This window comes from Pseudomonas sp. P39-UII1, from assembly GCF_039672635.1.
In the GTDB taxonomy this organism is placed as follows: domain Bacteria; phylum Pseudomonadota; class Gammaproteobacteria; order Pseudomonadales; family Pseudomonadaceae; genus Aquipseudomonas.
This window is the reverse complement of sequence record NZ_JBDFPP010000001.1, coordinates 356,455-370,218: the sequence shown is the minus strand read 5'-3', so window position 1 is coordinate 370,218 and position 13,764 is coordinate 356,455. Positions and strand designations below refer to the sequence as shown.

The following is a 13,764-nucleotide window of genomic DNA, read 5'->3' as shown; positions in this document are numbered from 1 at the left end:
GGCGCAGCGAGCACTCTGATTAGACTCCATGCAATGCAAGCGACCGACTTGCCCGGCATAACAACAAGAAAGGTATTCCGATGAATTCGACTCTCCGCCTCGCTGCCGCGATCTCCCTTGCCTCCCTGTTCCCGCTCAGTGCCTTCGCCGCCGACTCCAAAGGCAGTGTCGAGGTGGTGCACTGGTGGACATCCGGTGGTGAAAAAGCGGCTGTCGATGTACTCAAGGCCCAGGTCGAGAAGGACGGCTTCACCTGGAAGGATGGCGCGGTTGCCGGCGGCGGCGGCGCCACTGCCATGACCGTGCTCAAGAGCCGCGCCGTGGCCGGCAACCCGCCGGGCGTCGCGCAGATCAAGGGCCCGGACATCCAGGATTGGGCCGCCACCGGCCTGCTCGACGCCGATGTGCTCAAGGACGTCGCCAAGGAGGAGCAGTGGGACTCGCTGCTCGACAAGAAAGTCGCCGACACCGTGAAATACGAAGGCGACTACGTGGCTGTGCCGGTGAACATCCACCGCATCAACTGGTTGTGGATCAACCCCGAGGTGTTCAAGAAGGCCGGCATCGACAAGGCACCGACCACCCTCGACGAATTCTACGCCGCCGCTGACAAGCTCAAGGCCGCCGGCTTCATCCCGCTCGCCCATGGCGGCCAGCCGTGGCAGGACAGCACCGTGTTCGAGAGCGTGGTGCTGTCGGTGATGGGCGCGGACGGCTACAAGAAGGCGCTGGTCGACCTCGATGAAGCGACGCTGACCGGCCCGCAGATGGTCAAGTCGCTGACCGAGCTGAAAAAGGTTGCCACTTACATGGACCCGGACGGCAAGGGCCAGGACTGGAACCTGGAGGCGGCCAAGGTCATCAACGGCAAGGCCGGCATGCAGATCATGGGGGACTGGGCCAAGAGTGAATGGACCCTGGCCAAGAAGACTGCCGGCAAGGACTACCAGTGCGTAGCATTCCCGGGGACCGACAAGGCCTTCCTGTACAACATCGACTCGCTGGTGGTGTTCAAGCAGAACGACAAGGGCACTGCTGCTGGCCAGCAGGACATCGCCCGAAAGGTACTCGGCCAGGACTTCCAGAAGGTCTTCAGCACCAACAAGGGGTCCATCCCGGTGCGTAACGACATGCTCGCCGACATGGCCGCGAACGGCTTCGATGCCTGCGCCCAGACCTCTGCCAAGGACTTCCTGGCTGACGCCAAGACTGGCGGCCTGCAGCCGAGCATGGCGCACAACATGGCCACCACGCTGGCCGTGCAGGGGGCGTTCTTCGATGTGGTGACCAACTACATCAACGACCCCAAGGCGGACCCTGCTGACGCGGCGAAGAAGCTGGCGGCGGCGATCAAGGCGGCCAAGTGAAACCCTGATGGCCTCATCGCCGGCAAGCCGGCTCCCACAGGTCTTTCACTGCCCCTGAAACTGTGGGGCGTATGTGGGAGCCGGCTTGCCGGCGATGAGGCCAGTATCGACACCACAAGGGGCTGCCTAAGCTCCCGGTAATCACACATGACTACAGCAACCGCCCGACTGCGGGCCTCACCCCTGGACGCTGTGCAGCGCTGGCTGCCCAAACTGGTACTCGCGCCGAGCATGTTCATCGTGCTGGTGGGCTTCTACGGCTACATCCTGTGGACCTTCGTCCTGTCCTTCACCACGTCGACCTTCCTGCCAACCTACAAGTGGGCAGGCCTTGCGCAATACGCCAGGCTGTTCGACAACGACCGCTGGTGGGTGGCCAGCAAGAACCTGCTGGTGTTCGGTGGCCTGTTCATCGCCATCAGCCTGGCCATCGGTGTGCTGCTGGCGGTGTTGCTTGACCAGCGCATCCGCCGCGAAGGCGTTATCCGCACCCTCTACCTGTACCCCATGGCACTGTCGATGATCGTCACCGGCACCGCCTGGAAGTGGCTGCTCAACCCCGGCATGGGCCTGGACAAGCTGCTGCGTGACTGGGGCTGGGAGGGTTTTCGCCTGGACTGGCTGATCGACCCCGACCGCGTGGTGTATTGCCTGGTGATCGCTGCCGTGTGGCAGGCCTCGGGCTTCATCATGGCGATGTTCCTTGCCGGCCTGCGCGGCGTCGACCAGTCGATCATCCGCGCCGCTCAGATGGATGGCGCCAGCCTGCCGCGCATCTACTGGACCGTGGTGCTGCCCAGCCTGCGCCCGGTGTTCTTCAGCTCGCTGATGATCCTCTCGCACATCGCCATCAAGAGCTTCGACCTGGTGGCGGCCATGACCGCCGGTGGCCCGGGGTACTCCTCCGACCTGCCGGCGATGTTCATGTACTCGTTCACCTTCAGCCGCGGCCAGATGGGCATGGGCTCGGCCAGCGCCATTCTGATGCTCGGGGCGATCCTGGCGATCCTCGTGCCTTACCTGTATTCGGAGCTGCGGAGCAAACGCCATGCATAGCCCTGCCGACAAACCGGCGCTGAGCATCAGCCGTCTCGCCATCCATGCGGTACTGCTGATTGCCGTGCTGCTGTACCTCGTGCCGTTGGTAGTGATGCTGCTGACCAGCTTCAAGACCCCAGAAGACATCAGCAGCGGCAACCTGCTGAGCTGGCCGACGGTGATCAGTGGCATTGGCTGGGTCAAGGCCTGGGGTACCGTGAACGGGTATTTCTGGAACTCGATCATGATTACCGTACCGGCGGTGCTGATCTCCACCGCCATTGGTGCGCTCAACGGCTATGTGCTGTCGATGTGGCGGTTCCGGGGTTCGCAGCTGTTCTTCGGTCTGCTGCTTTTCGGTTGCTTCCTGCCGTTCCAGACCGTGCTGCTGCCAGCCTCGTTCACCCTCGGCAAACTGGGCCTGGCCAGCACCACCAGTGGCCTGGTGCTGGTGCATGTGGTCTACGGCCTGGCCTTCACCACGCTGTTCTTCCGCAACTTCTACGTGAGCATTCCCGATGCGCTGGTCAAGGCTGCACGCCTGGACGGTGCCGGGTTCTTCACCATCTTCCGCCGCATCATCCTGCCGATGTCGACGCCGATCATCATGGTCTGCCTGATCTGGCAGTTCACCCAGATCTGGAACGACTTCCTGTTCGGCGTGGTGTTCTCCAGCGGCGACTCGCAACCGATTACCGTGGCCCTGAACAACCTGGTCAACACCAGCACCGGGGCCAAGGAATACAACGTCGACATGGCGGCGGCGATGATCGCCGGCCTGCCAACCCTGCTGGTCTATGTAGTGGCAGGCAAGTATTTCGTCCGCGGCCTCACGGCCGGCGCCGTCAAGGGGTAAGTCATGGCAACGCTTGAAATTCGCAATGTGAGCAAGACCTACGGCAGCGGCCTGCCCGACACCCTCAAGGATATCCAGCTGTCGATCAAGGACGGCGAGTTCCTGATCCTGGTCGGCCCTTCGGGGTGTGGCAAGTCGACCTTGATGAACTGCATCGCCGGCCTCGAGCAGATCACCGGCGGCGCGATCCTGATCGACGAGCAGGACGTCAGCGGCATGAGCCCCAAGGACCGCGACATCGCCATGGTGTTCCAGTCCTACGCGTTGTACCCGACCATGAGCGTGCGCGAGAACATCGAATTCGGCCTGAAGATCCGCAAGATGCCCCAGGCGGCCATCGACGAAGAAGTGGCGCGGGTGGCCAAGCTGTTGCAGATCGAGCACCTGCTGGCGCGCAAGCCAGCGCAGTTGTCCGGTGGCCAGCAGCAGCGCGTGGCCATGGGGCGGGCGCTGGCGCGGCGGCCGAAGATCTACCTGTTCGACGAACCGCTGTCCAACCTCGATGCCAAGCTGCGGGTGGAGATGCGCACTGAAATGAAACTGATGCACCAGCGCCTGAAGACCACCACGGTGTATGTCACCCACGACCAGATCGAGGCCATGACCCTGGGCGACAAGGTGGCGGTGATGAAGGACGGCATCATCCAGCAGTTCGGCACCCCGCAGCAGATCTACAACGACCCTGCCAACCAGTTCGTCGCCAGCTTCATCGGCTCGCCGCCGATGAACTTCATCCCGGTGCGCCTGGCCAAACAGGACGGCCGCCTGCTGGCGCTACTCGACAGCGGCCAGGCGCGTTGTGAGTTGCCGTTGGGCGTGGCAAGAGATGAACTGGATGGCCGCGAGATCATCCTCGGCATCCGCCCCGAGCAGATCGCCCTGGGTACCGGTGAGGGCAATGGCCTGCCGGGCATTCGCGCCGAAGTGCAGGTGACCGAACCCACCGGGCCTGACCTGCTGGTATTCGTCACCCTCAACCAGACCAAGGTGTGCTGCCGCCTGGCGCCGGATGTCGCGTGCCGGGTGGGTGACAGCCTGAACCTGCAATTCGACCCGGCGCGGGTGCTGCTGTTCGATGCCGGCAGTGGCGAGCGCCTGGACCTGAACACTGCCAACGCTTCAGTGAAGGACAACGTCACCCGCTTCAAGGGCCGTTGAATCGTCTACACCATCAATAAGAAAAAAGAGGACGCAAAGGGATGGAACAGCGCAATCGTATCAAGACCTTGGGCTCACTGGCCTTGCTTGCCGTGGTGGGTAGCAGCGGGGCGCAGGCTGCCGAGGCCTTCTCCAGCGAGTCGAAATGGATGACCGGCGACTGGGGCGGCGCCCGCACCGAACTGCTGGAAAAAGGCTATGACTTCACCCTGGACTACGTCGGCGAGGTCGCCGGTAACCTCAACGGTGGCTACAACGACGACAAGACTGCACGCTACAGCGACCAGTTCGCCCTTGGCGCGCACCTGGACCTGCAAAAGATTTTTGGCTGGCACGATGCCGAATTCAAACTGGCGATCACCGAGCGCAGCGGCCGCAACCTGTCCAATGACCGTATCAGCGACCCGCGTGCTGGCCAGTTCAGCTCGGTGCAGGAAGTGTGGGGCCGTGGGCAGACCTGGCGCCTGACGCAGATGTGGGTCAAGCAGAAATACTTCGACGGTGCCTTGGATGTGAAATTCGGCCGCTTTGGCGAAGGTGAAGACTTCAACAGCTTCCCGTGCGACTTCCAGAACCTGGCCTTCTGCGGCTCGCAGGTTGGCAACTGGGTGGGTGGCATCTGGTACAACTGGCCAGTCAGCCAGTGGGCGCTGCGGGTCAAGTACAACATCACGCCGGAGTTCTTCGTTCAGGTCGGCGCCTTCGAGCAGAACCCGTCGAACCTGGAAACCGGCAACGGCTTCAAGCTCAGCGGCAGCGGCACCAAGGGTGCGATCCTGCCGGTGGAGGCGGTGTGGTCGCCGCAGGTCAACGGCCTGCCGGGCGAGTACCGGCTTGGTTATTACTACAGCACCGCCGATGCCGAAGACGTTTACGAGGACATCAATGGCAACCCGCAGGGCATCAGCGGCGCAGGCTTCAAGTCGCATTCGAGCAAGCATGGCTGGTGGGTCGTGGCGCAGCAGCAGGTGACCGCCCACGGTGGCGACGCCAGCCGGGGCCTCAGCCTGTTCGCCAACTTCACCGTGCATGACAAGGCCACCAACGTGGTCGACAACTACCAGCAAGTTGGCCTGGTCTACAAGGGCGCTTTCGACGCACGGCCGAAGGACGACATCGGTTTCGGCATCGCGCGCATCCACGTAAACGACGATGTGAAAAAGCGCGCCGAGCAGCTCAATGCGCAAAGTGGCATCAACGATTACGACAACCCGGGCTTCGTGCCGCTGCAGCGCACCGAGTACAACGCCGAGCTGTACTACGGCTTCCATGTCACCAACTGGCTGACCGTGCGGCCGAACCTTCAGTACATCAAGAGCCCCGGCGGGGTGGATGAGGTGGACAACGCGCTGGTCGCAGGTTTGAAGATTCAGTCGTCATTCTGAGCCTGTTTGTTGTAAATTTACGCCAATCCAATTTCGGCTCCCGGCACCACTGGCTTGCAGTGGTTGTCGGGAACAGACCGAGACAGCGCTATCTCAAACAACAAGAGCTTGGAACCCATGCCTGAACATCCGCTACATCGCTTCTTTTCCGCACAGAGGCCCAGGCCGACATTCGAGTGGGAGCGTTACCAGCAGCGCGATGTGCTGATCATCGATCACCCCCGTTGCCAGGCGGTCTTCAGCCGCCAGGGCGCGCAGTTGCTGCACTTCCAGCCGGCCGGCGAGCGGCCCTGGTTGTGGTGCGCTGAACAGTGGCCACAAGTGGGGGCGATCCGTGGAGGCGTGCCGGTGTGCTGGCCGTGGTATGGCCGCCATCCCAGCGAAGACCTGTGGCCGGCCCATGGCTGGGCGCGCCTGCTGGACTGGAAGCTGGTGGACAGCCGCGAGGACGAGGAGGGCGTCAGCCTGAAATGGCGGCTGGACCTGTGCGATTGGCAGGTCGACCTGCATGCCCGGCTGGGTAGCCGCATGGAGCTGAGCCTGAGTACTGAACATCAGGACAGCGAACCCTGCCAGCTGAGCCATGCGCTGCTGGCCTACTGGCGTATCAGTGACGTATCCGAGATAGCGCTGTCTGGCCTTGAAGACATCGAAGGGTATGACCGCCTGAACCGGCAAGCCTGCCGCCAGGACGGCGCCTTGAAGCTCAACGGCGGCTGCCAGAAGGTGTACCCCGGCACGCCGCGTGTGCAGCTGCAGGACCCGGCCTGGCAGCGCGAACTGTGCATCGACACCGGTGACAGCGACGACACCGTGGTCTGGCACCCCGGCAACCGGCCACTGATGGGTGTGACGGGGCGCGAGTGCCAGGGGTTCGTTTGCGTGGAAGCGGCCAGCGGCAGTGGCGAGGGCCTGAGCCTGGCGCCGGGCCAGCGCGCCCACCTGCGGCTGCAGGCGCACCGGCTCAGTTGAGTTCGTCGTCCTCGATCGGGTAGCGGCTGGCGTTGAGGCTTTCCTTGATCTTGCGCAGGTGTGGCTGGAAGTCCACGCCACGGCGCAGGGTCATGCCGGTGGCCAGCACGTCGAGCACGGTCAGCTGGATGATGCGCGAGGTCATCGGCATGTAGATGTCGGTGTCTTCCGGTAGCGGGATGTGCAGGCTCAGGCTGCAGGCCTGGGCCAGCGGTGAACCGGCTGCAGTCAGGCCAAGCACCGAGGCGCCGTTTTCGCGGGCCACGCGGGCCACTTCGACCAGTTCGCGGGTACGCCCGGTGTAGGAGATGATCACGAACAGGTCACCGGTATGCGCCACCGAGGCCAGCATGCGCTGCATCAGTACGTCGGCATGGGCCGAAACCGCCAGGTTGAAGCGGAAGAACTTGTGCTGCGCATCCAGCGCCACTGGCGCAGAGGCGCCCAGGCCGAAGAAGTGGATCTGCCGGGCCTGGATCATCATGTCCACGGCACGGCTGACCTGCTGCGGGTCGAGTTGCTGGCAGGCGCTGTCGAGCGAGGCGATGGCGCTGCCGAATATCTTCTGGGTGTAGGCTGCAGGGTCGTCGTCGGCCTCGACCGCGCGGCTGACGTAGGCAGCGCCGCTGGCCAGGCTCTGCGCCAGTTGCAGCTTGAGCTCGGGGTAGCCGCTGACACCGAACGAGCGGCAGAAGCGGTTGACGGTCGGCTCGCTGACCTTGGCCGCCTGGGCCAGCGCGGCAATGCTGAAGCGGGTAGCTTGTTGCGGGTTGAGCAAGATGACTTCGGCGACTTTGCGTTCGGCCTTGTTCAGCTCGTCGAGGCGTCCCTGGATCTGCTCCAGGAGGTTTCGCACGCGGTCCATGGGTGTGTCCTTGGGTCGGGAAGACAGCCGGCCGCCGGAGCAGCAGGCTTTTTGCACGGTCGTCTATCGTACTGGCGGTGCGTGTGGCGCACCACTTGTCTGTAACACTCGTGTGTAATGTTGTGGTTTTTACTACATTATCCCTTGAAAACCGTATGTGAAAGCGGTATTCCTAGACCAACTTTAGGAAAGAACCAACATCATGGCTGCGATCAGTGTCGAACCTTGCACCTTTGCCCTTTTCGGCGCCCTCGGCGACCTGGCATTGCGCAAGCTGTTTCCTGCGCTTTACCAGCTCGACCGCGCCAATTTGTTGCACGCGGATACCCGCTTGCTGGCGCTGGCCCGCGAGGCCGGTAGCGCGCAGGAGCACCTGAATACCATCGAGGCCCACTTGCGCAAGCATGTGGCAGAGGGTGACCTGGAGCCGGCAGCGCTGGGGCGTTTCCTCGGGCGCCTCAGCTACCAGCACCTGGATTTCCTGCAGCCGGAGGGCTACGAGGCCCTGGCCGAGCAGGCGCCTGCCGAGCTGCCGTTGATTGCCTATTTCGCGACTGCGGCGGCCGTGTACGGCGCCATTTGCGAAAACCTCGACAAGGCTGGCCTGGCTTCGCGCACTCGGGTAGTGCTGGAAAAGCCCATCGGCCATGATCTTGAGTCATCGCGCCGGGTCAACGATGCCGTGGCGCGCTTCTTTCCGGAAAGCCGTGTCTATCGCATCGACCATTACCTGGGCAAGGAGACGGTGCAGAACCTGATCGCCCTGCGCTTTGCCAACAGCCTGTTCGAAACCCAGTGGAACCAGAATTCCATTTCCCACGTGGAAATCACCGTGGCTGAAAAGGTGGGTATCGAAGGCCGCTGGGGCTATTTCGACAAGGCCGGCCAGCTGCGCGACATGATCCAGAACCACCTGTTGCAGCTGCTGTGCCTGATCGCCATGGACCCGCCCAGCGAACTGTCGGCCGACAGTATCCGCGACGAGAAGGTCAAGGTACTCAAGGCGCTGGCGCCGATCACCGGTGAGGGGCTGACCACCCGCGTGGTGCGCGGCCAGTACATCGCCGGCTACAGCGATGGCAAGCCGGTGCCCGGCTACCTGGAAGAAGACAACGCCAACGCCCAGAGCGACACCGAAACCTTCGTCGCCCTGCGCGCCGATATCCGCAACTGGCGCTGGTCCGGCGTGCCGTTCTACCTGCGCACCGGTAAACGCATGCCGCAGAAGCTGTCGCAGATCGTCATCCACTTCAAGGAAACACCTCACTACATTTTCGCCCCGGAGCAGCGTTTGCAGGTCGGCAACAAGCTGATCATTCGCCTGCAGCCAAGCGAAGGTATTTCCTTGCGGGTGATGACCAAGGAGCAGGGCCTGGACAAGGGCATGCAACTGCGCAGCGGCCCGTTGCAGCTGAATTTTTCCGACACCTGGCGCACAGCGCGTATTCCGGATGCCTACGAGCGCTTGCTGCTTGAAGTGATGCGCGGCAACCAGAACCTGTTCGTGCGCAAAGACGAAATCGAATACGCCTGGAAGTGGTGCGACCAGTTGATCGCTGGCTGGCAGAGCGCCGGGGATGCCCCCAAGCCCTATGCGGCTGGGTCGTGGGGGCCGATGAGCTCGATTGCACTGATTACACGAGATGGGAGGGCGTGGTATGGGGATATCTGAACTGCAATTGCCGGCAACGGTGAAGGCGCATCAACTGGATGATGCCAAGGCGCTTTCGGCGACGCTGGCCGTCGATGTTGCCCTACGCCTGCGTGCAGCCATTGCCGCGAAAGGGCAGGCTTGCCTGGTGCTGTCCGGTGGCCGCAGCCCGGTGCCCTTCCTTGAGAAGCTGGCAGCCGAGGCGCTGGACTGGTCGAAGGTAACCGTCAGCCTGGCTGACGAACGCTGGGTACCGGTTGAGCACGCCGATAGCAACGCCGGCCTGCTTGCCCGCCACTTGTTCCAGGGCGCAGCGGCCAAGGCCCGCTTTGTCGGTTTGTATCAACAGGCGGAAAACCTCGACGCGGCAGCGCTGAAAGCTGACCAGGCGTTGGCCGAATTACCCGCCATCGACGTGCTGGTGCTGGGCATGGGTGACGATGGCCACACGGCCTCGCTGTTCCCTAACAGCCCCAACCTGGCTGAAGGCCTTGACCTGAACAGCAAGCGCCGCTGCCTGCCATTGCTGGCGCCGAGCGTGCCGCACCAGCGCCTGTCCTTGACCCGTTCGCTGCTGGCCAGCGCCGCCTTCACCGCGTTGTCCGTCCAAGGCCCAGGCAAACTCGCTACCCTGCGCGCCGCGCTGGCGGGCGACGACTTAAACGAAATGCCGATTCGCGCCTTTCTTCACGCCCCCCTGGACATCTACTGGTGCCCATGAGCAAAGGATCCACTGTCATGACCACCCTTGAACGCCCACAGCCTCTGCTCTCGATGGCCGACAAAGCCGCCCGCATCGACGCGATCTGCAAGAAGGCGCGCATCCTGCCGGTGATCACCATCGCCCGCGAGGAAGACATCCTGCCCCTGGCCGATGCCCTGGCCGCCGGCGGTATCCGTACCCTGGAAGTGACCTTGCGCTCGCAGTATGGCCTCAAGGCCATCCAGGTGTTGCGCGAGCAGCGCCCGGAGCTGTGCGTGGGGGCCGGTACCGTGCTCGATCGCGGCATGTATGCAGCGGTCGAAGCCGCTGGTGCGCAGTTCGTGGTGACCCCGGGCATTACCCAGGACATTCTCGAAGCCGGCGTGGACAGCGACATTCCGCTGCTGCCGGGTATCAGCACCCCTTCGGAAATAATGATGGGCTATGCCCTGGGTTATCGCCGGTTCAAGCTGTTCCCCGCTGAAATCAGCGGCGGCGTGGCGGCGATCAAGGCCTTTGGCGGCCCATTCGGCGATATCCGCTTCTGCCCGACTGGCGGCGTCAACCCGGCGAACGTGCGCAACTACATGGCGCTGCCCAATGTGATGTGCGTGGGCGGGACCTGGATGCTGGACAGTAGCTGGATCAAGAACGGTGACTGGGCGCGAATCGAAGCGTGCAGTGCGGAGGCGATGGCACTGCTGGACGCCAACTGAATTTGTTGTGTGCTTTACGGCTTATGGGGCGCTTGGTCGGCGCCCCTTTTTTGTCTGCAGGTTTTGTACTGATTGTACGGCCCTATCGCCGGCAAGCCGGCTCCCACAGGTACTCCACGCGTCTTGAAACCTGTGGCGATCCTGTGGGAGCCGGCTTGCCGGCGATAGGGCCAGTACCGGCAATAAAAAAGCCCGCATCATGGATGCGGGCTCTTGATCATCAACAGCAGCTTACGCCGCCTTGGCCTCTTGCTGGCTCAGCGAGCGGTTCAGCGCACTGAACAGTGCCTTGAAGCTGGCAGTGGTGATGTTCTCATCGATGCCCACACCATGTACCGGACGGCCACCGGCCACACGCAGCTCGATGTAGGCCGCCGCCTTGGCGTTGGTGCCGGCGCCGATGGCGTGTTCGTTGTAGTCCATGATCTCCACGGCAATCGGCAAGCCAGCCACCAGGGCTTCCAGGGCGCCGTTGCCCTTGCCGCGCCAGTGCAGGGTGGTTTCGCCTTCACCGGCGACTTCCACTTCCACGGCGCTGTGGCCGTTTTCTTCCTGCAGGCGGTGGCTGACCAGCGCGTACGGGGCGTTGGCCTGCAGGTATTCCTTCTGCAGCAGGCTGTAGATCTGCTTGGCGGTCATTTCCAGCCCCAGGCGGTCGGTTTCGCCCTGTACCACCTGGCTGAACTCGATCTGCATGCGGCGCGGCAGGCTGATGCCGTATTCCTGCTCGAGCAGGTAGGTGATGCCGCCTTTGCCCGACTGGCTGTTGACGCGGATCACCGCCTCGTAGCTGCGGCCGATGTCGGCCGGGTCGATTGGCAGGTACGGCACTTCCCACAATTCGCCGTCCTGCTGCTTGGCGAAGCCTTTGCGGATGGCGTCCTGGTGCGAGCCGGAGAACGCGGTGTGAACCAGGTCGCCGACGTACGGGTGACGTGGGTGGACCGGCAGCTGGTTGCACTCTTCGACGACCTTGCGCACGCCGTCGATGTCGGAGAAGTCCAATTGCGGGTCGATGCCCTGGGTGTAGAGGTTCAGCGCCAGGGTCACCAGGTCGACGTTACCGGTACGCTCGCCGTTGCCGAACAGGCAGCCTTCGGCACGGTCGGCGCCGGCCATCAGGCCCAGTTCGGTGGCGGCGATGCCAGTGCCACGGTCGTTGTGGCAGTGCAGGCTGATGATCACACTGTCACGGCGGCTGATGTTGCGGCAGAACCACTCGATCTGGTCGGCGTAGATGTTCGGCGTGGCGACTTCCACGGTAGCCGGCAGGTTGAGGATGAGCTTGTGCTCAGGCGTCGGGTTCCACACTTCAATGACCGCGTCGCAGACTTCCTTGGCGAACTCCAGTTCGGTCGCGCTGAAGGTTTCAGGCGAGTACTGGAAGGTCCACTGGGTTTCCGGCTGCTGGGCGGCGTATTTGACGAACAGCTTGGCTGCGTTCACCGCGATGTCTTTCACGCCTTGCTTGTCCTGGTTGAAGACGATGCGGCGGAACGACGGGCTGGTGGCGTTGTACAGGTGGACAATGGCCTTCTTGGCCCCGCGCAGCGATTCGAAGGTGCGCGCGATCAGGTCTTCACGGGCCTGGGTGAGCACCTGGATGGTGGTGTCGTCGGGGATGTGGCCGTCTTCGATCAAGGTGCGCACGAAGTCGAAATCGGTCTGCGAGGCGGACGGGAACGAGGCCTCGATTTCCTTCACGCCAACCTGCACCAGGGTCTTCCAGAAACGCAGCTTTTTCTCCGAGTCCATCGGCTCGATCAGCGACTGGTTGCCATCACGCAAGTCCGAGCTGCACCAGATCGGCGCTTCGGTGATGGTCTTCGACGGCCAGGTACGGTCAGGCAGGTCGATGGTCGGGAAAGCGCGGTACTTCTTCGATGGGTCTTTGAGCATGGTCATGGAAGCAATCCTTTTGTGTGCGGCCGAGATCGGGCCTGCCGAGCAGTAACGAGATAGAAGGGCGAGGCGACGCGATTCAGCCTGGTAGTCGAGCGCTGACCAGGCAGAGGCTGCGATGTTGTCGGAGCAGGATGAGGGTGCTGAAGGTTTTCATGCCCTCAACCCTAACCAGTGGGGTCAGGGATGGCAAGTGTTCGCGGAAAATTGAGAGGAATGCTTAAAAAGTGGAATCAACCGAGATTTTATTGCTGAATTTTTAAGGGGTCATCTTGTTCTTTGCGCGAGTCTTTTCACTCGCGCAACCCAGTGGCAGCCCATTTTCAGGGCTGGAACGCGCCAATGAAGATGGCCGGATCCACGCGGGCGTCATTGAGGCTGACGTTCCAGTGCATGTGGGGCCCGGTCGCGCGACCGGTCGAACCTACCCGGCCTACCACATCCCCCCGACGCAGCGTCTGCCCCACATTTACATCGATCTTCGACATATGGCAGAACATGCTGATGAAGCCCTGGCCGTGGTCCACGAACACCGTGCGGCCATTGAAGAAGTAGTCGCCGACCAGGATCACCTTGCCATTGGCCGGCGTCTTGATGGGCGTGCCTGCAGGCACCGCGAAATCCAGCCCGGCGTGGGGGTTGCGTTCTTCGCCATTGAAGAAGCGACGCACGCCGAACTTGCTCGACAGTGGCCCGCTGACCGGCTTGTCGAGGACCAGATTGCTTGGCAGGTTGGGGCTGAAGCTGCGATAGGCCTTGATCTGCTCGGCCAGCTCGCGGTCGATGCGCTTGAGGTCGGCCGGGTCGGGGTTGACCTGGCGCTTGTTCTTCAGGGTGATGTGCTGTTCCGGGTACTTCTTGCTGCCCACGCTGAACGGCAGGTTGCGCCCACCTTCAGTCAGCACTGCGGTGCCGGGCTTTTGCGTCAGCGGGATGCCGACGATGGCCAGCCAGTTGCCCTGCTCCTGCACCACCAGCACCGGCTTGCCATCGAAGCGCGCGCTGGGGGCGGCAGCCGCAGGGCCCAGGTCGACCACAGCGACGCCGCCGGGTACCGGTTTGTTGAGGGTGCGGGTGATATAGCTGGCCTGGGCGCCGCCGGCCAGCAACAACAGGGAAAGGGCGAGCAGGGGCGCGAACAGGCGGGGCAT

General features: G+C 62.9%; 12 protein-coding genes. 9 read left to right on the top strand and 3 right to left on the bottom strand.

Annotated elements, in window-relative coordinates:
• Positions 1-80: 80 nt before the first annotated feature.
• The 6 genes from ABEH27_RS01770 (at position 81) to ABEH27_RS01745 (ending at position 6,776) form a co-directional block, all read left to right on the top strand.
• The gene (locus ABEH27_RS01770) at positions 81-1,367 is read left to right on the top strand and encodes an ABC transporter substrate-binding protein (RefSeq protein WP_346611910.1); all 1,287 of its coding nucleotides are present in this window, start codon (positions 81-83) and stop codon (positions 1,365-1,367) included.
• A gap of 147 nt (positions 1,368-1,514) precedes the next feature.
• Positions 1,515-2,423 carry a sugar ABC transporter permease gene (locus ABEH27_RS01765; RefSeq protein WP_346611909.1) on the top strand — a complete coding sequence of 303 codons (909 nt, stop codon included), beginning with the start codon at positions 1,515-1,517 and terminating at the stop codon, positions 2,421-2,423.
• Positions 2,416-3,261, top strand: coding sequence for a carbohydrate ABC transporter permease (locus tag ABEH27_RS01760; RefSeq protein WP_346611908.1), 846 nt, complete (start codon positions 2,416-2,418; stop codon positions 3,259-3,261). The genes ABEH27_RS01765 and ABEH27_RS01760 overlap by 8 nt, the downstream gene beginning before the upstream one ends.
• A gap of 3 nt (positions 3,262-3,264) precedes the next feature.
• The gene (gene ugpC, locus ABEH27_RS01755) at positions 3,265-4,419 is read left to right on the top strand and encodes a sn-glycerol-3-phosphate ABC transporter ATP-binding protein UgpC (protein WP_346611907.1); all 1,155 of its coding nucleotides are present in this window, start codon (positions 3,265-3,267) and stop codon (positions 4,417-4,419) included.
• A gap of 41 nt (positions 4,420-4,460) precedes the next feature.
• The gene (locus tag ABEH27_RS01750) at positions 4,461-5,804 is read left to right on the top strand and encodes a carbohydrate porin (protein WP_346611906.1); all 1,344 of its coding nucleotides are present in this window, start codon (positions 4,461-4,463) and stop codon (positions 5,802-5,804) included.
• A gap of 117 nt (positions 5,805-5,921) precedes the next feature.
• Positions 5,922-6,776, top strand: coding sequence for a D-hexose-6-phosphate mutarotase (locus ABEH27_RS01745; RefSeq protein ID WP_346611905.1), 855 nt, complete (start codon positions 5,922-5,924; stop codon positions 6,774-6,776).
• On the opposite strand, the gene hexR is transcribed toward ABEH27_RS01745, so the two are convergent.
• The gene (gene hexR / locus ABEH27_RS01740; RefSeq protein WP_172960401.1) at positions 6,769-7,632 is read right to left on the bottom strand and encodes a DNA-binding transcriptional regulator HexR; all 864 of its coding nucleotides are present in this window, start codon (positions 7,630-7,632) and stop codon (positions 6,769-6,771) included. The two genes, ABEH27_RS01745 and hexR, sit on opposite strands and share 8 nt — an antisense overlap.
• 211 nt (positions 7,633-7,843) lie before the next feature.
• On the opposite strand from hexR, the gene zwf reads away from it, so the two are divergent.
• The 3 genes from zwf to ABEH27_RS01725 are packed head-to-tail and all read left to right on the top strand — an operon-like array spanning position 7,844 to position 10,711.
• On the top strand, positions 7,844-9,313 hold the full coding sequence (gene zwf, locus ABEH27_RS01735) for a glucose-6-phosphate dehydrogenase (RefSeq protein WP_346611904.1): 1,470 nt from the start codon (positions 7,844-7,846) through the stop codon (positions 9,311-9,313).
• A complete protein-coding gene (gene pgl / locus ABEH27_RS01730) occupies positions 9,300-10,013 on the top strand; it encodes a 6-phosphogluconolactonase (RefSeq protein ID WP_346611903.1) in 714 nt (237 codons plus the stop codon). The genes zwf and pgl overlap by 14 nt, the downstream gene beginning before the upstream one ends.
• Positions 10,014-10,030: 17 nt before the next feature.
• Positions 10,031-10,711 (top strand): bifunctional 4-hydroxy-2-oxoglutarate aldolase/2-dehydro-3-deoxy-phosphogluconate aldolase, encoded by a 681-nt coding sequence (locus tag ABEH27_RS01725; protein WP_346611902.1) that lies wholly within the window; start codon positions 10,031-10,033, stop codon positions 10,709-10,711.
• Positions 10,712-10,942: 231 nt separating this feature from the next.
• Here ABEH27_RS01725 and leuA read toward each other — a convergent pair whose 3' ends face one another.
• Together leuA and ABEH27_RS01715 are read right to left on the bottom strand one after the other, a co-directional pair.
• Positions 10,943-12,616, bottom strand: coding sequence for a 2-isopropylmalate synthase (leuA, locus tag ABEH27_RS01720; RefSeq protein ID WP_346611901.1), 1,674 nt, complete (start codon positions 12,614-12,616; stop codon positions 10,943-10,945).
• A gap of 320 nt (positions 12,617-12,936) precedes the next feature.
• Positions 12,937-13,764 carry a peptidoglycan DD-metalloendopeptidase family protein gene (locus ABEH27_RS01715; protein WP_346611900.1) on the bottom strand — a complete coding sequence of 276 codons (828 nt, stop codon included), beginning with the start codon at positions 13,762-13,764 and terminating at the stop codon, positions 12,937-12,939.

Coding starts and splice junctions, on each gene's coding strand:
- ABEH27_RS01770 (WP_346611910.1), top strand. CDS start 81: ATGAATTCGACTCTCCGCCTCGCTGCCGCGATCTCCCTTGCCTCCCTG.
- ABEH27_RS01765 (WP_346611909.1), top strand. CDS start 1,515: ATGACTACAGCAACCGCCCGACTGCGGGCCTCACCCCTGGACGCTGTG.
- ABEH27_RS01760 (WP_346611908.1), top strand. CDS start 2,416: ATGCATAGCCCTGCCGACAAACCGGCGCTGAGCATCAGCCGTCTCGCC.
- ugpC (WP_346611907.1), top strand. CDS start 3,265: ATGGCAACGCTTGAAATTCGCAATGTGAGCAAGACCTACGGCAGCGGC.
- ABEH27_RS01750 (WP_346611906.1), top strand. CDS start 4,461: ATGGAACAGCGCAATCGTATCAAGACCTTGGGCTCACTGGCCTTGCTT.
- ABEH27_RS01745 (WP_346611905.1), top strand. CDS start 5,922: ATGCCTGAACATCCGCTACATCGCTTCTTTTCCGCACAGAGGCCCAGG.
- zwf (WP_346611904.1), top strand. CDS start 7,844: ATGGCTGCGATCAGTGTCGAACCTTGCACCTTTGCCCTTTTCGGCGCC.
- pgl (WP_346611903.1), top strand. CDS start 9,300: ATGGGGATATCTGAACTGCAATTGCCGGCAACGGTGAAGGCGCATCAA.
- ABEH27_RS01725 (WP_346611902.1), top strand. CDS start 10,031: ATGACCACCCTTGAACGCCCACAGCCTCTGCTCTCGATGGCCGACAAA.
- leuA (WP_346611901.1), bottom strand. CDS start 12,616: ATGACCATGCTCAAAGACCCATCGAAGAAGTACCGCGCTTTCCCGACC.
- ABEH27_RS01715 (WP_346611900.1), bottom strand. CDS start 13,764: ATGCCCCGCCTGTTCGCGCCCCTGCTCGCCCTTTCCCTGTTGTTGCTG.